This window comes from Vibrio tarriae, from assembly GCF_002216685.1.
In the GTDB taxonomy this organism is placed as follows: Bacteria; Pseudomonadota; Gammaproteobacteria; order Enterobacterales; family Vibrionaceae; genus Vibrio; species Vibrio tarriae.
Genome location: NZ_CP022353.1, coordinates 1931679 through 1951429, shown reverse-complemented (window position 1 = coordinate 1951429; position 19751 = coordinate 1931679). Strand labels below are relative to the sequence as shown.

Sequence of the window (19751 nt, the reverse complement as noted above, 5' to 3'; positions counted from 1 at the left end):
CATACGAGAAGCAAACAAGCCCGTTTTGGTTTGTGAGTAGGGGTTGAAACCCGATTCTCCATCCCCACATTAGGGGTATACAAATCGAACATAGAATTTTTTTGGAGATAGCCTGATGGGTAAAATCATTGGTATTGACTTAGGTACTACAAACTCATGTGTTGCTGTGTTGGACGGCGACAAGCCTCGCGTAATTGAAAACGCAGAGGGTGAGCGTACTACTCCTTCTGTAATCGCCTATACAGACGGTGAAACTCTGGTGGGTCAACCTGCAAAACGTCAAGCAGTCACTAACCCACAAAATACGCTATTTGCAATCAAGCGTTTGATCGGTCGTCGTTTTGAAGACGAAGAAGTTCAGCGCGATATCAAAATCATGCCTTACAAAATCGTTAAGGCTGACAATGGTGATGCTTGGGTTGAAGCGAAAGGCCAAAAAATGGCGGCTCCTCAAGTGTCTGCTGAAGTGCTGAAGAAAATGAAGAAAACCGCGGAAGATTTCCTCGGTGAACCAGTTACTGCAGCGGTTATCACTGTACCTGCTTACTTTAACGATGCTCAGCGTCAAGCAACCAAAGATGCTGGCCGTATCGCAGGTCTAGAAGTGAAACGTATCATCAACGAGCCAACCGCAGCCGCTCTGGCTTACGGCCTAGACAAGCAAGGCGGCGATCGCACAATCGCGGTATACGACCTTGGCGGTGGTACATTCGATATCTCTATCATTGAGATCGATGAAGTTGAAGGCGAGAAAACCTTCGAAGTTTTGTCTACCAACGGTGACACTCACCTAGGTGGTGAAGACTTTGACAACCGCATGATCAACTACCTGGTTGACGAATTCAAAAAAGACCAAGGTATCGATCTGCGTAACGACCCGCTAGCAATGCAACGTCTGAAAGAAGCGGCTGAGAAAGCGAAAATTGAACTTTCTTCTGCGCAGCAAACTGACGTTAACCTGCCATACATCACGGCAGATGCGACCGGTCCTAAGCACATGAACATCAAAGTGACTCGTGCGAAACTGGAAGCGCTGGTTGAAGATTTGGTTCAACGTTCTCTGGAGCCTCTGAAAGTTGCTCTGGCTGACGCTGGCCTGTCTGTGAACGAGATTACTGACGTTATCCTTGTCGGTGGTCAAACTCGTATGCCAATGGTTCAGAAGAAAGTGGCTGAATTCTTTGGTAAAGAGCCACGTAAAGACGTGAACCCTGATGAAGCGGTAGCGGTAGGTGCTGCGGTTCAAGGTGGTGTTCTGGCGGGTGAAGTAAAAGACGTTCTGCTGCTAGACGTAACGCCTCTGTCTCTGGGTATTGAAACCATGGGCGGAGTGATGACCAAACTCATCGAGAAAAACACCACTATCCCAACCAAAGCGAACCAAGTGTTCTCTACGGCGGAAGATAACCAAAGCGCAGTAACCATCCATGTACTGCAAGGTGAGCGTAAGCAAGCGATGTACAACAAATCTCTGGGTCAATTTAACCTAGAGGGTATCAACGCAGCGCCACGCGGTATGCCACAAATCGAAGTAATCTTCGACTTGGATGCGGACGGTATCCTGCACGTTTCAGCAAAAGACAAGCAGACAGGCAAAGAGCAGAAGATCACTATCCAAGCTTCTGGCGGTCTGAGCGATGCTGAAATCGAAAAAATGGTTCAAGAAGCAGAAGCGAACAAAGAAGCGGACAAAAAGTTCGAAGAGTTAGCGACTGCACGTAACCAAGCAGACCAGATGATCCACGCGACTCGCAAACAAATCACTGAAGCAGGCGAAGCACTGCCAGCGGATGAGAAAGCGAAGATCGAAACGGCGATTAACGAGCTAGAAACAGCGAAAAAAGGCGAAGACAAAGCGGAAATCGATGCCAAAGTGCAAGCACTGATGGCAGCGGCACAGAAGCTGATGGAAATCGCGCAGCAACAAGCTCAAGCACAAGGTGCAAACGCTGAACAGTCTTCAACAAAAGAAGATGACGTAGTTGACGCTGAGTTTGAAGAAGTTAACGACGATAAGAAGTAATTGAGCTATACCGCACGAAATAACTCGTGCGGTTTGCTGAGTTCTTATTGAACTTTGAAACAGCGGGCGTTTGAGGTAACTCTTACGCCCGTCTGTTTGAAGCGTGTCGCTAAAGATAAAGGCAACTTGATCCCCTTATCTATATCGATACCCACCGAGCGGCGTAGCCGTTGGCAGTAATAAATTGGTGACTGAGAACATGTCAAAACGTGATTTTTACGAAGTATTAGGCGTAGGCCGTGACGCCTCCGAGCGTGATATTAAAAAGGCATACAAACGCCTTGCGATGAAATACCACCCGGACCGCAACTCGGGAGATGCTGGTGCGGCGGAAAAGTTTAAAGAAGTCAAAGAAGCGTATGAAATTCTGACTGATGCGCAGAAGAAAGCCGCTTATGACCAATACGGCCATGCGGCGTTTGAGCAAGGCGCAGGTGGTTTTGGTGGTGGCGGCTTCGGCGGTGGCGGTGCTGCTGACTTTGGCGATATCTTTGGTGATGTGTTTGGTGACATCTTCGGTGGTGGTCGCCGTGGCGGCGGCCCAAGAGCACAGCGTGGCTCCGACCTACGTTACAACATGGAACTGAGCCTTGAAGAAGCGGTTCGTGGCTGCTCGAAAGAGATTGAAGTACCGACATTAGTACACTGTGACGCTTGTGATGGCTCAGGTGCGAAAAAAGGCACCTCAGCACAAACTTGCGGAACCTGTCATGGTCATGGTCAAGTTCAGATGCGTCAGGGCTTCTTTGCGGTGCAGCAAACCTGTCCAACCTGTCATGGTAAAGGCAAGATCATTAAAGATCCTTGTAACGTCTGTCATGGCCAAGGTCGTAAGCAAAAGACCAAAACACTCAATGTGAAAATTCCAGCCGGTGTGGATACGGGTGATCGCATCCGTCTGGCTGGTGAAGGTGAAGCGGGAGAAATGGGGGCGCCAGCAGGCGATTTGTACGTACAAGTGCATGTCAAAGAGCACCACATTTTCGAGCGCGATGGCAATAACTTGTACTGTGAAGTGCCAGTGAGCTTTGCGATGGCGGCTCTGGGCGGTGAAGTGGAAGTTCCCACACTTGATGGCCGTGTGAGCTTAAAAGTGCCGGCTGAAACCCAAACCGGCCGCATGTTCCGCATGCGCGGTAAGGGTGTGAAAAGCGTTCGCTCTGCAGCATTAGGCGATCTGATTGTCAAACTTGTGGTCGAAACCCCAGTCAATTTGAGTGCTCGTCAGAAAGAGCTGTTGAAAGAGTTTGAAGACTCCTGTGGTGGCGAAGCGGCAACCAAACACAAGCCGAAAGCCGAAGGCTTCTTTAACGGTGTGAAGAAGTTTTTTGATGATCTAACCAGTTAAGTACGACGGAATAAGTCACTTAGAGAAAAGACCAGCAAGCTGGTCTTTTCTTGTTTCAGGCAAAGCGAAATGAACCGGGTTGCTATTTCCAGCACGTACTCGGTGATGTGACCCCTTTCTCATTTAATGTGAGGGATGTGTAGGTGTTCCCTGCACATTTATCACTATTTTGCCCTTTACTAGATTGTGGGGTAGCTGTAATCGTGTAGCTGCTCGTTGTTGTTTCGATAACAATCTTGTAGCGGTCGCTGTTTACGCTGCAAAACGCATTACATACCTTCTGCGCATCAACGATGCCCGTAGCTGTATAACCATTGTTATATTTTTCTTCTAAGTAGAGCTGAATTTTGGCCATATCTGCCATCGCCTGCTTACGATGCCCCTCTTTGACATAGTTGGTATAAGCAGGATAGGCGATGCTCGCTAATACACCCACAATCACCACGGCGATCATTAATTCGATCAATGTCATACCTTGTTGCCGACTCATGCTTGGCTTGCAGAAAATTTTTCGAATCATTTCCATTACTTCTCTTTATAAAACAACACCATTGTTGATAGCTGTTAGCATCTATGCAAGTTGATTCATCATCCTCTCACAGTTTGCAAAGGATTTTGGGAAATGCATCGCGGCTTTACTTTATTGGAGCTTCTTATCACTGTCGCAGTTTTAACTGCGCTATTGCTTTTTGCTGCCCCTAATTTTTCCAAAGTCAGCCAGCAAACTAAAATGGTGAATTTAGCCAATGAATTGCAGGGTTTTTTGATTCAAGCGAAATCTGAATCAGTGTTGAGAAACCAAGACTTGTGGGTTCACATCCAAGACTTTCCGTCATCCACCGGGAATTGGAAGTTATTGCTCGCGAGTGTATCTGATGTTGCCGCAATTACGACAGCTAATACGGTTGCTGAACTTCAAGGTAATCGATATCGGAATTTGGTGGTCTCGAGTACGAACTCTTTAACTAGCGTGAAATTTGATCATGTAATGGGGAATCCGCAAGAAGCGGGAAGTATAGCGATTAAGCAATCTGAATCGGATACGAATCCGATAAAAATTACGGTTCATAATCGAGCTGGACGGATAAAAGTATGCACTGAGAGTGAGGCAAAATATGGCTTTGAAAAGTGCTAAACAACAAGGTAATACGCTCATTGAATTTATGATCGCAGCCTTGGTTGGAGCGATAGCACTGGGAATTGTTGGGGCTGTGTTTCTTTCTAACCAGAAAGCTGCCGCACAGCGTAGTAAAGAAATTATGCTGCTGCAACAGATGAGCAGTGTGATGCAACAAATGAAAGAGGATATTCAGCGTGCGGGGTTTGATGGAATAGCAACAAACTCAATGATGCTTTCTGGCTCAGCTAATGTTCTATATCAACAAGCGAATAAAATCGGTTATGTCTATAGAAAGACTGCGAGTGAAGCGAGCAATACTGTATATCAGCTCAACAATAATATGTTGAATTATTGCCAAAAGGACTCCATTTCACCTTTGAACATCGTTTCGGCAGCGACAGGATGTTTTGATCTCTTTGATCCAAAACAAATTAAAGTAACTCAGTTTGAAGTTCATCGAACAGTGTTATCAGGTTCTGCAGTTGAAAGTGCATTTATTTCTATCTCTATGGCGGCTGAGTTAAAAAATGATCCCTCGATTTCTCATGCAATGTCATTACAGGTTCAACAAAGGAATTGGCAATGATGCGTCAATATCAACAAGGGGTAGCGACCTTATTAATCACGTCTATATTACTTTCTGTTGCTTTAGTGGTCACCTTAGGCTCCTATAAAAATCTGTTTTACCAAATTAAGCGGGCGCAGAATGAGGTTAAAGCGAGGCAAGAACATTGGTTAGCTGAGGGTGGATTAGAGTGCGGATATTCCCAGTTCTTAATTACCAATGGCCTTCCTGGGATAGTTAACGATTGCGATAGTGGGTTGGGCGTAATTCCTCAATTTAGTTTAATCAGTTCAGGGTATAAAGTTATTTCTCGATATAGTTATACATTATTAGTTAAAGATATTCTTATCTCAGGAAACAGGGCTCACGGTGCAATCCAATCGGCTTCTGATATTTATGTTCGAGGAAGTATCGATATTATTCCAGACCCAGGGGTTTTCAATATTGATGGCTGGGAATGTATAGCACTAAGGTATAAGAATATTTTTGATGCATCAGGTGCTATACAAAATGATGGAATATTGATTCCGAATAAACCACCCTATTCTGGTTTCGTAAATCCAAGCGGTAAAGATTGCAAAACTACATATAAATCTAGTGCGACTGGAGAATTGCCTTCTGGACATGATTTTGTTAAACAGCCAGATATGAGTTTGTTTGAAGAGTTTTTCGGTGTAAGTGCAGAACAGCACGAAAAAATAAAAAATAATCCAAAGTTTACTCAAATAACCGCACCTGAAAACAGTGGTGGGCAGCCTAAAGTTGTTCCTGAATGTGGCAAAAAAATATTGGAGCAAATAGAAAGTAAAAATTATCACCTATGGATAGAGGGAGGGTGTGAGCTTGATGCTAGTTACACAGAAAAAATTTCTTCAGCCTCTCAAAAAACACCTGGAGTGTTGATATTAGTACATGAGGGGATATTTTCTGTTATGGGAAATGGAGAACTGAAAGGTGTTCTTTTTCATTTTAATAAAGACTATGTGCCATCGACTGAACATTGGGCTTCTTTTGACGCTAATGCTCATTTAAACCACAATCCTAGTGTGATACCAGATTCTTTCAGAACCATTGCATCTTATTATCAGCATGGCTCTTTTACCGTAACTGGAGGACAATTTCTTGATAGTTCCGGACAAGCTGCTGCATTTAATAATTCTCTAGTGTTTAATTTTAATAAAGATGTGATTGATAATATTACAAGGAATTTTGTTAATCCTCGTTGGAAAGAAGGTAGCTGGAATGCGCAATAAGCAAGGTGGTTTTAGCTTAATTGAAGTAATGCTCTCTTTTGTGCTGATTGGGGTTGGTGCGCTTGGTCTGGTGAAACTGCAAGCTTACATTGAGCAGCGTGCCGATTTCGCCATGCACAGTATCGAGGCTCTGAACCTTGCCGAGCAAAAATTGGAGTGGTTTCGTACTCGTGGCGCTTCTTCGGCCAACCCAGCGATGCCTGCAGCTGATTTCGCGACCGATATTGTATCTGGGAATGATGCTTCACATCCTTTCTATACCTTGTCTTGGTCTGTACCTGCTGCAACGTTATCGGGGTCATTAAAAACTATTCGTATCGAAGCGTCATGGGAAGATCGTCATGGTGAAACTCAGTCGGTGGAGTTGAAAACCATGATCTCTAAATACAGCGAATTTGATTGAGAAAGGGCTATGAGGAAAGTATTGCTCTCGCTTTGTTCTATTGTGATTTTCGCATTCGTATGTACTTCCCTACCATTGTTTGCCGCTTTCAATTCTGTTGGCGGCGATATTTGCAAACTCATGTTTTGCAAATTCGTTTCTTAAATGTATGTGTTGTTTTTTCGATAATGTTTCGAGTGTGTATCTTTGGTTTTCTTTTTTTGCAAAATATGTCTCTAAATATGTAAAAAAAGAACGAACACTGTGCTTTGGTTTAGGCGTTTCTATACAATGCCAAACGACAAATCGCCGTTTCATTGTGACCAATCTCAATGGCTACAGGGAAACTCGAAACGGATACAGAAGGCCACTCTAACAAGGCCTCACGCAGCAACATCACATTACGGAATTTTCTATGAGTAACCAAGCTATCAATCAAGCGCCATCGGCCAAATCAAGTGGGATGGACCGCTTTTTAAACTTTATTGAACGGGCAGGGAACAAAATCCCAGATCCTGCGATTCTTTTCTTTTGGGCATTAGTTATCGTCTGGGTTTCCTCTGCTCTGCTCTCTAACGTTAGTTTTGATTTGACTAACCCTCGTACTAATGAAGCTCTTGAAATCAAAAATTTACTGACCGGCGAATCACTGGCTCATTTTCTTGCCAATATGGTGACCACGTTTACCAGTTTTGCGCCATTGGGGATTGTTCTTGTCGCTATGCTAGGGGTGGGCGTTGCTGACTCTTCAGGCTTTATTACCACTGGCCTAAAGAAAATGCTTAATGTCACGCCTGCGAAACTACTAACACCTATGCTGATTTTGGTGGCGATTGTTTCGCATACTGCGGCCGATGCAGGCTATGTACTGGTGATTCCACTGGGCGGTATTATTTTCCATGCTGCAGGTCGTCATCCGCTCGCAGGTATTGCTGCCGCGTTTGCTGGCGTATCTGGTGGTTTCTCGGCAAACTTTATTCCGTCAGGTATCGATCCGCTGTTGGCGGGCTTTACGCAAACGGCAGCGCAAGTGTTGGATCAGTCCTACCAAGTAAACCCATTAGCCAATATTTACTTCACTGGCCTTTCTTCTATCGTCATCGTTGCTATTGGCTGGTATGTCACCGATAAAGTCATCGAACCTCGTCTAGCGGCCACTAAAGTGGATGAAGATGCAGAATCAGCTCCTGATTTGGGCTCTTTCACTGCGATTGAATCAAAAGCTTTCCGCTACGCAGGCTGGGCAATGATCGCTGGTATCGCACTGTTAGTGGCGGCAGTATGGCCTGACAATTCGGCACTGCGTTCTCCTGATGGACAAATTACGGCCTTCACTGCGCCGATCATGAAGTCAATTGTGCCATTGATTTTTATCCTGTTTATCATCCCTGGTATCGTCTATGGCCGTGTTGCGGGAACCTTCAAGAATAGTAACGATGTAATCAAAGCGATGTCGGCAACCATGTCGACCATGGGCGCGTATATTGTAATGTCGTTTTTCTGTGCGCAGTTTTTGTCTGCTTTTGGTCAATCGAACATTGGTACTATGTTGGCACTTTACGGTGCCGAAGGTTTGAAAGCTATGGATCTGCCAGGCCAAGCCACTATTGTGGGCATGATTCTACTCACCGCTATGGTCAACTTGCTAGTGGGTTCAGCATCGGCCAAGTGGGCTCTGATTGGTCCAATTTTGGTGCCTATGTTGATGGCTGTGGGCATTTCTCCTGAACTGTCTCAAGCGGCGTACCGTGTGGGTGATTCGGTGTCTAACATTATTTCGCCATTGATGGTGTTCTTCCCACTGGTGGTGGTGTATTGCCAACGCTATGTGAAATCAACAGGGATTGGTACTTTGGCTTCGATGATGATGCCGTACTCAATTGCTATGCTGATTGGTTGGTCACTGTTCCTGCTGGTTTACTGGGCATTGGGGATCCCGCTGGGTATTCAAGCGCCATACACCTATACAATGTAATCTCATTGGATAAGCAAAAAGCCTGCAATGCAGGCTTTTTGCTTTAAACGGAAAGATGTTGCCAATGGAAGGTAAGATGTTCAGCAATAAAGCTCTGAATGAAAAAATAGCTGTGGTCATAGCCGGGCTGCTGACGAATCTCTATTTTCTTGGTTTCACTCGGTATCACTTGTTTAAGCGCTTCAATTTGCAACTGTTCTTCAAGGAAAGGGTCTGCCATTCCTTGGTCTATCAATATTGGCAGTTCAAGAGGCTGAGTTTTGAGTAACTGAACAGTGTCATACTGTTGCCAATCTTCGGTATTTTCCCCTAAATAATGACGAAAGGCTTTTTGCCCCCATGGTGCATTAATTGGATGGCAAATCGGACTAAATGCAGAGATGGAGCAATAGTGCCCTTGGTTACGTAGGCCGATAGTTAGCGCACCATGTCCTCCCATGCTATGCCCTGCGATTGCTTTTTTTTGAGTGACAGGGAAGTTTTCTTCAATCAGCTTGGGTAATTCGTAGGCTATGTAGTCATACATTTGATAATGCCTTTTCCAAGGTTGCTGAGTGGCATTGAGATAAAATCCCGCACCAAGACCTAAGTCATATTGTCCATCTGGATCATCAGCCACTCCTTCTCCTCTCGGGCTAGTATCAGCTGCTACTATTGCCAACCCAAGTTCAGCAGCTTTTTCAAATGCTGCAGCTTTTTGCATAAAGTTTTCGTCGTTACAGGTGAGACCAGACAACCAATACAAGACTGGAACTTTGTGGTTATTGGTAGCTTGTGGAGGCAAAAATATCGAAAATCGCATCATGCAGTTGAGTACTTCTGAGCGATGTTGGTATTGCTTATGCCAACCCTGGAAAACTCTTGATTGACTAAGATGTGTTAAAACCATGCAGACTCCTTTGGCGAGCATGAGCTCGCCAATCTACTGTTTATTAATAATTTATTCGAAGTGAACTACCGATCGAATGCTCTCTCCAGAGTGCATGAGTTCAAATGCATCGTTAATTTCTTCCAGTGGCATGGTGTGTGTAATGAATTCTTGTAATCCAAACTCACCAGCGAGGTATTGTTCAACGATTGTTGGTAATTGAGTGCGGCCTTTTACACCACCAAATGCACTGCCCCGCCAGACTCGGCCAGTGACTAACTGAAACGGGCGAGTAGAGATTTCTTGCCCAGCACCTGCAACCCCGATGATGATCGACTCCCCCCAACCTTTATGACAGCATTCGAGAGCTTGGCGCATCACATTGACATTACCGATACACTCGAAAGAAAAATCAACACCGCCATCGGTCATTTCGATAATGACTTCTTGAATCGGTTTATCAAACTGTCGAGGATTAATACAATCTGTCGCGCCTAGTTGTTTAGCCAGTTCAAATTTTTTGTCGTTAATGTCTACGGCAATGATACGGCTTGCTCCGACCATGCGTGCTCCAATAATAGCTGAGAGGCCAATACCGCCAAGGCCAAAGATAGCCACTGTATCGCCTTGCTTCACCTTAGCTGTGTTTAATACTGCTCCCATGCCTGTGGTAACACCACAGCCGAGTAAACAGATCTCTTCCAAAGGGGCATCTTTATTGATTTTCGCCAGCGAGATTTCCGGTAACACTGTATATTCAGAAAAAGTTGAACAACCCATGTAATGGAAAATAGGCTTACCATCTTTATAAAAGCGAGTGGTGCCATCAGGCATTAGCCCTTTGCCTTGTGTTTCACGAACTGCTTGGCACAAGTTGGTTTTGCCAGAACGACAGAACTTACATTCACCACATTCTGCGGTGTACAAGGGAATAACATGATCGCCAACCGATACACTGGTAACGCCTTCGCCAACCATTTCTACAATACCGCCACCTTCGTGTCCTAAAATTGCAGGGAAGACACCTTCTGGATCGTCTCCAGAAAGCGTGAAGGCATCAGTATGACAAACGCCTGTCGCAACGATACGAACGAGAACTTCTCCATATTTCGGTAACATTACATCGACTTCTTCGATGCTCAGTGGTTGATTTGGCCCCCAAGCAACTGCTGCACGTGATTTGATGAATTTATCTTGAGTCATGGAATGGATCCTTTAATTGTCTAACTAAGCGGAGGTTTATCTACACACCGAACGATGAGGTTTAGTATAGTTATTTCAATTTGGTTTATAATCCTGTTTAATTGATAATTACTTTTACTAAATTGTAATAATGCAAGTGAGGTAGTGATGTAATGGCGAATATTCATTGGGAAGGTGTGAATGAGTTTGTTGCAGTGGCTGAAACTAACAGCTTTACTCTTGCTGCGACGCGCCTTGAAACTTCTGTAGCTAATGTGAGTCGACGAGTCGGCCAATTGGAAGATCGTTTAGGTGTGAAGCTGTTGTTGCGTTCTACAAGAAAGGTCTCATTGACTGAAGCGGGGCTGATCTATTTTCAACATTGTCGTAGTCTATTAGAAGGGCTTCATCAAGCCGAACTTGCTGTGACACAAATGCAGGAGACTCCTCAAGGCAAATTAAGAATCACAGCACCAGTCACTTATGGTGAGCAAAAAATTGCCCCCTTGTTGAATGATTTTCTGTTGCTCTACCCCAAAATTGATTTGGAACTGGTACTCAACAACCAAAAACTTGATTTGATTGAGCAAGGAGTGGATGTCGCGATTCGCCTTGGCCAACTTGAAGATTCCAGTTCCATAGCCCGTCGATTGAACGACCGACACCTTCATGTTTGTGCAACACCAGACTATTTTGCACAACACGGTATGCCCCACACTTTATCGGATTTGTCTTCGCACAATTGCTTAGTTGGTACGCACGATCATTGGCGTTTTAAAGAAAATCAACAAGGTCGCACTGTCAAAGTGAATGGGCGAATTCGTTGTTCTAGCGGCGTTGTTTTATTGGATGCTGCATTAAAAGGGATTGGCTTAGTTCAGTTGCCCGATTATTACGTTGATGAGCATCTGAGCTCCGGCCGGCTTATCGAAGTATTGGTTCATTTCCGAGATGATCGTGAAGGAGTTTGGGCTCTCTATCCGCACAATCGACATTTATCACCAAAAGTTCGTTTACTGGTTGAGTATTTGGCACAGCATTTATGTACCTCCGATTAACCGTTATAATTTCCGCCCTAGACGATAGAGGTAAACATGGCAGAGAAATTCCCATCATTTTCCCTTCTCGATGAGCAATTTATGCGCCGAGCCATTGCGTTAGCTGCTCAAGCAGAGGAACTGGGAGAAGTCCCTGTTGGAGCTGTGTTGGTTCGAGATGGGCAAATCATTGCAGAAGGCTGGAATTGTTCTATTACGCATCATGATGCAACTGCGCATGCGGAAATTGAAGTGATTCGAAAAGCAGGGAAAGCGCTGAATAACTATCGACTACTCGATACCACCTTGTATGTCACACTGGAACCTTGCCCCATGTGTGCAGGAGCACTGTTGCATAGTCGGGTAAAACGTATTGTGTATGGCGCGCCAGATTTGAAAGCGGGCGCGGCGGGAACGGTGATAAATCTGTTTAGCAGCCAAGCGGCTTACCACTACGCGACGGTTGAGAAAGGGCTTTTGGAAGAGGAATGCCGAGCTCAGCTACAAGCATTTTTCCAGCGTCGAAGAAAAGAGATCAAAGCGAAACGGGATGCGGAAAGGAAAGAAAAGAAGTAAATCTTTGGCAAACATCGACAATGATGTTTGCCATTCGAGTGGTATCTAGCAGCTTAACTGGACGAACGCACGGTGACGAGCCAAGACTTTTTTCTTGCTATTGGCCAGCATACGGCGTCTGCGGTTAGCGGATACGGTTTTGTTCAGGAGTTTTGATTGACGTTTACGTCTCAACATAAAACACCCTCCTACGACTGACTGACATAAAAACCCTGACTACTTAACGTCAGGGAACCTAATAAATCGCTTATCGATCTGCTTTATTATTGCATTGGAATGTTACCTGTTTCTGACAACAGGAAAGCGATTTAATTCACACATTGATTTACGTGTTTTCTTCCTAAAAATCAAGTGGCTAATTTTTGCTCTCAGTGGATGGCTTGGCAGATGGCTCGGCGCTAGATTCACTACTTTCAAGTGAATCAGATTCGAGTGTTACCGCTTCTTCATCCAAAGCTTCACGGCTGGTTTCTTCATTGAAAAACTCGTCATCAAGAGCAATCACGGCAAGATCTTCAATGCTTTCATCGCCTGTCGCCAATTGACGCTGCTCAAGATGGCCGATGATGCTTTGGTAGTAACGGCGGATGTTTTCTACATAGCTGCGTGCCTCATCGCCACGCGCATAACCATAGCGGGTTTGAGTGAAATATTTTTTCTGCTGTAACTGCGGCAGGCGATCTTTCACATCCGCCCATGAGTCAGGATCTGCGCCTTGGCTTTTGGTTAAGCGCCGCGCATCCATCATATGTCCGTAGCCAATGTTGTAAGAGGCTAAGGCAAACCAAATTTTTTCATGTTCGGAAATCGAATCAGGAACGCGTTCCATCATACGCCGCAGGTATTCCACACCGCCACGAATCGACTGTTCTGGATCGAGGCGATCGCTTACCCCTACGCTGCGCGCGGTTGGAAGTGTCAACATCATCAAACCACGGACACCTGTGGGCGATTTTGCGTACGGATTCCAGTGCGATTCCTGATACGCAAGCGCTGCAACTAAGCGCCAATCAAACTCTGCCGAGTACTTTTGAAAGAGAGGTGTCCATCGAGGTAATCGAGTATCCAGCGCGCGAATAAAGGCGCGGGTATCGACATAATCAAAGGCACCGATATGGCCGATGTATTTTTCTTCCAAAGACGCCAAATAGCCCGATTGCTTGAGATTGCCAAAGAATTCAATCATTAAGGCATACAGACTTTCATCGTCGGAACGGCGGATAAACCATGAGATCGGCTGATCTTCGGTTAATTCAAATGCCGCTGCCAGTTCAGGATAGATGCGTTGAGAAAGCGACACCTCAACAGAGTCGGCCATAGTAAACAGTAACTCGCCTTGTGAGACCTTTTTCAGTAAGTCATTCACATCGGAATTGCTGTCGACGTGAAATTGAAAATCGGGGTATTTCTGCTGTTTGGCTAGCAAGGTGTGCTCAAAATGTGAGTCGTCCACCACGCTGAAAAAGGATAATTCAGGATTGTCCTTTAATAAGGCTTGCTGACGTTCGACCAACTGTTTGAAGCTGCGTGGTCGCCAGTCACCTTTTTTATAGACCACTTGCTGTGAGACGTAATAATAAGCAGGCCCGGCACGAAAATCCTTAAGTCGCTGTTCGGATTGGCTTAAGCCGGCGGCAATGATGTCCACTTCGCCGTTTTTTAAGGCAGGAAACAGGCTAGATAGGCGGTATGCCGGCTTCATTTCCAATTTTACGCCAAGCTCTTTGGCAAATTCGCGGGCTAACTCGTAATCCAATCCCGTTGGACCATCAGGGCCGATGTAATAGGAGAGGGGGTTGTTGAGAGTACCGACGCGTAAAACACCACGTTCACGAATTTTCTCTAGCTCGCTTTTGGGCTCTGAGTCGATTTGGCAACCGACTAAGAGCAGGCTTAATAGGCCTAGCCAGAGTGCGCGAACGGGGAATTTATAAGCAAAAGGAGTCATCAATTTGGGTTTTCTCTCATCAAGACAGATGCCTTTATATCAAAGGCGCTGGTTTTGGCAAAGTCCTCACTGATTAAGCTGTCATTTTGCTCGAAGATTTGTGCAAATGGGTCGTAACTCAAAATTAACGAAAAAAATGACGCAAACGGTTGCTTTTGGTGTTACGTCACAAAAAGAAATCCTCTATAATGCGCAGCCATTAGTAGAGGTGAAATCGGCATACATTCAACAAATAGAGTTTAATGTTCTGTATTTGAAAGAGTTTATGCCAATTACACCTCAATCAATTGGACATAGAGACCTAAGCACATGAGAATTTTGCGTGGCTCCCCAGCTCTTTCAGAGTTTCGTGTTAACAAGCTCCTCACCGCGTGTCGTGAACAACACCTCCCAGTGACAGGCATTTACGCCGAGTTTATGCACTTTGCCGATCTCAAGGCAGAGCTCAATCCGCAAGAGTTGGAAAAGCTCGAAAAACTGCTCACTTACGGTCCAACGATCCAAGAACATGAACCGCAAGGTTTACTGTTATTGGTCACGCCGCGTCCGGGTACCATCTCACCTTGGTCTTCTAAAGCCACCGATATTGCACACAACTGTGGTTTACGCAGTATCAAGCGTCTTGAGCGCGGTACGGCTTATTATGTTGAGACAGAAATGCCGCTTACCGAAGCTCAAGTTGTCACTCTAAAAGCCTTGCTACACGATCGCATGATGGAAGTCGTATTCGCAGAACTCACCGATGCCCAGCAACTGTTCAGCGTGGCGGAACCTGCACCGATGAGTCAGGTCGATGTGTTAGCGGACGGTCGTCGTGCGCTTGAAGAGGCAAACGTTTCCCTTGGTCTGGCATTGGCGGAAGATGAAATTGATTATCTGGTTGAGAGCTTCACTAAACTGGGGCGTAATCCTAACGACATTGAACTCATGATGTTTGCGCAGGCGAACTCAGAGCACTGCCGCCACAAGATTTTCAACGCCGATTGGACGATTGATGGGGTTAAGCAAGACAAGTCACTGTTCAAGATGATCAAAAACACCTTTGAACAGACGCCGGATTATGTGCTTTCGGCTTATAAAGATAATGCCGCGGTAATGACTGGCTCGACGGTTGGCCGTTTCTTCCCCGACCCCGAGAGCCGTCAGTACTCTTATCACCATGAAGATGCCCACATTCTGATGAAAGTGGAAACGCATAACCACCCAACTGCGATTTCGCCTTGGCCGGGGGCTTCAACGGGCTCTGGCGGTGAAATTCGTGATGAAGGCGCAACCGGTATTGGCGGCAAGCCTAAAGCGGGCTTGGTGGGCTTTACCACCTCGAACTTGCGTATTCCCGGTTTTGAACAGCCATGGGAAAGCGATTTTGGTAAGCCAAGCCGTATTGTGAATGCGCTGGATATCATGCTGGAAGGGCCACTTGGCGGCGCGGCGTTCAACAACGAATTTGGTCGCCCGAACCTACTTGGGTATTTCCGCACTTATGAAGAAAAAGTGACCTCACATGCCGGTGAAGAGGTGCGTGGTTATCACAAGCCGATCATGATTGCCGGCGGTATGGGCAACATTCGCGCCGAACATATTCAGAAGAAAGAGATCCCTGTGGGGGCAAAACTGATCGTGCTCGGTGGTCCTGCGATGAACATTGGTCTCGGTGGTGGCGCAGCCTCTTCGATGGCTTCTGGCCAGTCTGCTGAAGATCTGGATTTTGCTTCTGTGCAGCGTGAAAACCCTGAGATGGAGCGCCGTTGTCAGGAAGTGATTGACCGCTGCTGGCAGCTTGGTGACAAAAACCCAATCGCCTTTATCCACGATGTGGGCGCGGGCGGTATCTCTAACGCACTGCCTGAGCTGGTGAATGACGGCGATCGCGGTGGTAAATTCCAACTGCGCAATGTGCCGAATGATGAGCCGGGCATGAGCCCATTAGAAATCTGGTGTAACGAATCGCAAGAGCGTTATGTGCTGGCGGTTGCAGTGGAAGATATGCCGCTGTTTGATGCGATTTGCCAGCGTGAGCGCGCCCCTTATGCTGTAGTGGGTGAAGCGACCGAAGAGCGCCATTTGACGCTGGAAGACAGCCACTTTGCTAACACGCCGATTGATATGCCGATGGATATTCTGCTGGGTAAGCCGCCGAAAATGCATCGTGAAGCGAGCACGCTGAAAGTTTCAAGCCCAGCGCTAGAGCGTTCTGGTATTGAGCTCAATGAAGCGGTGGATCGCGTACTGCGTTTACCGGCAGTAGCAGAAAAAACGTTCCTGATCACCATCGGTGACCGCTCAGTGACTGGCTTAGTCGCGCGGGATCAAATGGTCGGTCCATGGCAAGTTCCTGTCGCAAACTGCGCGGTAACGGCCGCGAGTTTTGATTCTTACCACGGCGAAGCCATGTCGATGGGGGAGCGTACCCCAGTTGCGCTGTTGGATTTCGGTGCCTCTGCACGTTTAGCGGTCGGTGAAGCCATTACCAACATTGCCGCAACCGATATTGGCGATCTGAAACGTATCAAACTCTCTGCGAACTGGATGTCACCAGCGGGCCATCCGGGTGAAGATGCTGGTCTGTATGAAGCAGTGAAAGCGGTCGGTGAAGAGCTTTGTCCAGCACTGGGTATCACTATCCCAGTCGGTAAAGACTCGATGTCGATGAAAACTAAGTGGCAGGAAAATGGTGAGCAGAAAGAAGTGACTTCGCCGCTGTCACTCATCATCACCGCTTTCGCACGTGTGGAAGACATTCGCAAGACCGTGACCCCACAACTGCGTACTGACCTTGGTGAGACAAGCTTAATCTTGATTGACTTGGGTAATGGTCAAAATCGTCTTGGCGCAACCGCATTGGCGCAAGTGTACAAACAGTTGGGTGATAAGCCGGCTGATGTGGATAACGCGGCGCAGCTCAAAGGCTTTTTTGATGCAGTACAAACGCTGGTGCGTAACGACAAGCTGGTGGCTTACCACGACAAAGGTGACGGCGGTTTATTGGTGACGTTGGCGGAAATGGCCTTTGCGGGTCACTGTGGTATTAAAGCCAATATTGAAACCTTGGGTGATGATGCACTGGTGGCACTGTTCAATGAAGAGCTTGGCGCTGTGATTCAGGTGAAAAATGATGAGCTGAATGCCGTTCTGGCAACGCTTGCCGCCCATGGCTTAGATGCGTGTGCTCACGTGATTGGTGAAGTAGAAGCATCCGATCGTCTGCTGATCACTTGTGGTGAAGAAGTCTTGATTGAGCGTTCTCGTACTGAGCTGCGCACCATCTGGGCGGAAATGACCCATAAGATGCAAGCGCTGCGTGATAACTCGGTGTGTGCCGATCAAGAGTTTGCGGCCAAACAAGATAACCGTGACCCGGGCTTGAATGCGAAGTTAACTTACGATGTGCAAGCCGACGTTGCTGCGCCTTACATCGCCAAAGGTGTGCGTCCGAAAATGGCGATTTTGCGTGAGCAAGGCGTCAACTCACATGTTGAGATGGCGGCAGCGTTTGACCGCGCTGGTTTTGATGCGGTTGATGTGCATATGAGCGACATTCTGACTGGGCAAACCGTGCTCGATGCTTACCAAGGTCTGGTGGCTTGTGGTGGCTTCTCTTACGGTGACGTACTGGGGGCGGGCGAAGGTTGGGCGAAATCGATTCTGTTTAACGCCCAAGCGCGTGAGCAGTTTGAGCAATTCTTCCAACGTAAAGATACTTTCTCACTTGGGGTGTGTAACGGCTGTCAAATGCTGTCTAACCTGCGTGATTTGATCCCGGGCGCAGAGCTGTGGCCACGTTTTGTGCGTAACGAGTCGGATCGTTTTGAAGCACGCTTTAGCTTGGTCGAAGTGCAAAAATCACCATCGCTGTTCTTTAGCGAGATGGCGGGCTCAAGAATGCCGATTGCGGTTTCTCATGGTGAAGGTCGTGTGGAAGTGCGTGATGCTCAGCATCTGGCGGCAATTGAGCAATCTGGCACCGTAGCGATTCGTTTCGTGGATAACTTTGGTCAGCCAACCCAAGCTTACCCAAGCAACCCGAACGGTTCACCGAATGCGATTACCGGTTTAACCACTCAAGATGGTCGTGTGACGATTATGATGCCGCACCCTGAGCGTGTATTCCGTACCGTCGCCAACTCGTGGCACCCTGATAACTGGGGTGAGAATGGCGCTTGGATGCGTATGTTCCAAAATGCCCGTAAATACCTTGGTTAAGTAGGCACCTTAAACTTAAGGACAAACAAAAAGCGCAGAGAACTTCTGCGCTTTTTTCGTTTTTTCAGACCCGATTTGAAAGGGCGCTTTGCGATAACCGTTGATTTAGCGGAATTGGCCGACTTGCGGTAAAAATTCAAAACCAGCGCTTGCTAACTTAGCTTCTAACGCGCTGCGATCAATATCGAAATAGCTGACGAGTTTATCTAGATCACCACCAAAGTCGTCACGCAGTTTCATGTTAATGATGCTCATCAGCATGATCGGATCCATAGTGGCAAAATTCGCGAGATTCATGGTGATTAATCCTCAAAATCGGAAATCAGTAAATTCGCCGCCGCAAACGCCGCTTTTTCTCGTGCTGCCAGTGGTAGGGCGGTATCAGCCGCAATCTCGTTTAATGCACGTACAGCGCAGCTGATGGCTTGCGGAATATAGCCTTGATCACCACTACCAATTTGCGCGTAAAGCTCGCGTACCAGTTCGCAACAGTCATAAACTTTCATCAGGGTGTCCTCAAATGATAACTGCTCTCAATATACCTTGAGAGCAGAAAAATACCAAACCTACAGCTTGCGTTGGCTCAAGGAATCCGTATGACTGACTAATTACTGACCAGTAACTTGTAAGTTCAGTTGCGCGACCAATTGATCATCCAAGCCGAGCTGTTTAGCCAGTTCGTTGAGATAGGCTTTTTCCATAAAGTTCTGTTCATCCGCAATCAATAATGAAGCCAAATAAAGCTCAGAGGCTTGAGCTGTATTTTGCGCAAAGCGAGCAATTTCAGCAGGATCCAGAGGCTTGCGTAGCTCTTGTTCCACCAATTGTTGTACTTGATTATCCGCGCCCAGTTCATCAATCGCTTGTTGGATTCGTGCCATCTCCTGCTCATCGACATGTCCATCCGCTTTCGCGGCGGCGATCATCGCTTTTAAAATGATCAACTCATGGCGAGGATTGCTTTCATCAAAAGGGGTTGGTGCTGTATTGCCTTTTTGATTGGCATTCCAATCGTTGTAGACCTTATAGGCGAGCGCACCGAGCGCCGCCGCTCCACCAACTTTTAAAGCGCTTTTGCCCCATTTTTTGCTTTTTTTAGAGCCAAGCAACATACCAAGCAGACCGCCACCTAAAGCTCCTGCTCCTAGCGTGCTGAGTTGGTTTTTATCTTGGCTTAAGGTTTTCAACTGCTCGCTGCCTTTTTTGACAAGGTCTGAGCTCAGTGCTTGGTTGAGTAATGATTTAAGATCCATGGCTTATCTCCTCTGGTT

General features: G+C 46.5%; 19 protein-coding genes. 11 read left to right on the top strand and 8 right to left on the bottom strand.

The features are described from left to right. Positions 1 to 115 precede the first annotated feature (115 nt). Both dnaK and dnaJ read left to right on the top strand, forming a co-directional pair. A complete protein-coding gene (gene dnaK, locus CEQ48_RS14625; RefSeq protein WP_000516151.1) occupies positions 116 to 2023 on the top strand; it encodes a molecular chaperone DnaK in 1908 nt (635 codons plus the stop codon). Positions 2024 to 2222: 199 nt separating this feature from the next. Then, a complete protein-coding gene (gene dnaJ, locus CEQ48_RS14620; RefSeq protein WP_089071752.1) occupies positions 2223 to 3371 on the top strand; it encodes a molecular chaperone DnaJ in 1149 nt (382 codons plus the stop codon). Between the two features lie 82 nt (positions 3372 to 3453). Here the strand turns inward: dnaJ and CEQ48_RS14615 are convergent, their stop codons facing one another. Continuing rightward, positions 3454 to 3897: a type IV pilin protein gene (locus CEQ48_RS14615; protein WP_089071751.1), complete on the bottom strand. Its 444-nt coding sequence runs from the start codon at positions 3895 to 3897 to the stop codon at positions 3454 to 3456. A gap of 96 nt (positions 3898 to 3993) precedes the next feature. Here CEQ48_RS14615 and CEQ48_RS14610 point away from each other — a divergent pair, with 96 nt between their 5' ends. The 5 genes from CEQ48_RS14610 (at position 3994) to CEQ48_RS14585 (ending at position 8666) form a co-directional block, all read left to right on the top strand. After that, positions 3994 to 4506: a GspH/FimT family pseudopilin gene (locus tag CEQ48_RS14610; protein WP_181710851.1), complete on the top strand. Its 513-nt coding sequence runs from the start codon at positions 3994 to 3996 to the stop codon at positions 4504 to 4506. Beyond that, positions 4487 to 5077, top strand: coding sequence for a prepilin-type N-terminal cleavage/methylation domain-containing protein (locus CEQ48_RS14605; protein WP_181710852.1), 591 nt, complete (start codon positions 4487 to 4489; stop codon positions 5075 to 5077). Before CEQ48_RS14610 ends, CEQ48_RS14605 begins: the two co-directional genes overlap by 20 nt. Next, positions 5077 to 6309 carry a hypothetical protein gene (locus tag CEQ48_RS14600; RefSeq protein WP_181713419.1) on the top strand — a complete coding sequence of 411 codons (1233 nt, stop codon included), beginning with the start codon at positions 5077 to 5079 and terminating at the stop codon, positions 6307 to 6309. The genes CEQ48_RS14605 and CEQ48_RS14600 overlap by 1 nt, the downstream gene beginning before the upstream one ends. Then, a complete protein-coding gene (locus CEQ48_RS14595; RefSeq protein ID WP_089071747.1) occupies positions 6299 to 6712 on the top strand; it encodes a type IV pilus modification PilV family protein in 414 nt (137 codons plus the stop codon). The genes CEQ48_RS14600 and CEQ48_RS14595 overlap by 11 nt, the downstream gene beginning before the upstream one ends. Before the next feature lie 394 nt (positions 6713 to 7106). Beyond that, on the top strand, positions 7107 to 8666 hold the full coding sequence (locus tag CEQ48_RS14585; RefSeq protein ID WP_089071746.1) for an AbgT family transporter: 1560 nt from the start codon (positions 7107 to 7109) through the stop codon (positions 8664 to 8666). 43 nt (positions 8667 to 8709) lie between these two features. Here CEQ48_RS14585 and fghA read toward each other — a convergent pair whose 3' ends face one another. After that, complete coding sequence (gene fghA / locus CEQ48_RS14580; RefSeq protein WP_089071745.1) at positions 8710 to 9555, bottom strand: S-formylglutathione hydrolase; 846 nt, start codon at positions 9553 to 9555, stop codon at positions 8710 to 8712. Between the two features lie 51 nt (positions 9556 to 9606). Then, positions 9607 to 10737 (bottom strand): S-(hydroxymethyl)glutathione dehydrogenase/class III alcohol dehydrogenase, encoded by a 1131-nt coding sequence (locus CEQ48_RS14575; protein WP_089071744.1) that lies wholly within the window; start codon positions 10735 to 10737, stop codon positions 9607 to 9609. Between the two features lie 152 nt (positions 10738 to 10889). Between CEQ48_RS14575 and CEQ48_RS14570 the strand changes: the two genes are divergently transcribed. After that, on the top strand, positions 10890 to 11774 hold the full coding sequence (locus CEQ48_RS14570; RefSeq protein WP_089071743.1) for a LysR family transcriptional regulator: 885 nt from the start codon (positions 10890 to 10892) through the stop codon (positions 11772 to 11774). 36 nt (positions 11775 to 11810) lie between these two features. Then, entirely contained in the window at positions 11811 to 12329 is a 519-nt protein-coding gene (gene tadA / locus CEQ48_RS14565) for a tRNA adenosine(34) deaminase TadA (protein WP_089071742.1), read from the top strand. 45 nt (positions 12330 to 12374) lie between these two features. Here tadA and CEQ48_RS20485 read toward each other — a convergent pair whose 3' ends face one another. Together CEQ48_RS20485 and mltF are read right to left on the bottom strand one after the other, a co-directional pair. Beyond that, entirely contained in the window at positions 12375 to 12506 is a 132-nt protein-coding gene (locus CEQ48_RS20485; RefSeq protein WP_000946179.1) for a hypothetical protein, read from the bottom strand. Between the two features lie 178 nt (positions 12507 to 12684). Further along, positions 12685 to 14277, bottom strand: a complete 1593-nt coding sequence (gene mltF, locus CEQ48_RS14560) for a membrane-bound lytic murein transglycosylase MltF (protein WP_089071741.1) — start codon at positions 14275 to 14277, stop codon at positions 12685 to 12687. 106 nt (positions 14278 to 14383) lie between these two features. Here mltF and CEQ48_RS14555 point away from each other — a divergent pair, with 106 nt between their 5' ends. Next, the gene (locus CEQ48_RS14555; RefSeq protein ID WP_181712757.1) at positions 14384 to 14590 is read left to right on the top strand and encodes a hypothetical protein; all 207 of its coding nucleotides are present in this window, start codon (positions 14384 to 14386) and stop codon (positions 14588 to 14590) included. Beyond that, entirely contained in the window at positions 14587 to 18480 is a 3894-nt protein-coding gene (purL, locus tag CEQ48_RS14550; protein WP_089071739.1) for a phosphoribosylformylglycinamidine synthase, read from the top strand. Before CEQ48_RS14555 ends, purL begins: the two co-directional genes overlap by 4 nt. Before the next feature lie 105 nt (positions 18481 to 18585). Here purL and CEQ48_RS14545 read toward each other — a convergent pair whose 3' ends face one another. The 3 genes from CEQ48_RS14545 to CEQ48_RS14535 form a co-directional block, all read right to left on the bottom strand. Further along, positions 18586 to 18777: a DUF4250 domain-containing protein gene (locus tag CEQ48_RS14545; RefSeq protein ID WP_001046696.1), complete on the bottom strand. Its 192-nt coding sequence runs from the start codon at positions 18775 to 18777 to the stop codon at positions 18586 to 18588. Between the two features lie 5 nt (positions 18778 to 18782). Next, a complete protein-coding gene (locus CEQ48_RS14540; protein WP_000870111.1) occupies positions 18783 to 18986 on the bottom strand; it encodes a YaeP family protein in 204 nt (67 codons plus the stop codon). Between the two features lie 102 nt (positions 18987 to 19088). Further along, on the bottom strand, positions 19089 to 19733 hold the full coding sequence (locus tag CEQ48_RS14535; RefSeq protein ID WP_089071738.1) for a tellurite resistance TerB family protein: 645 nt from the start codon (positions 19731 to 19733) through the stop codon (positions 19089 to 19091). Between the last annotated feature and the right edge of the window lie 18 nt (positions 19734 to 19751).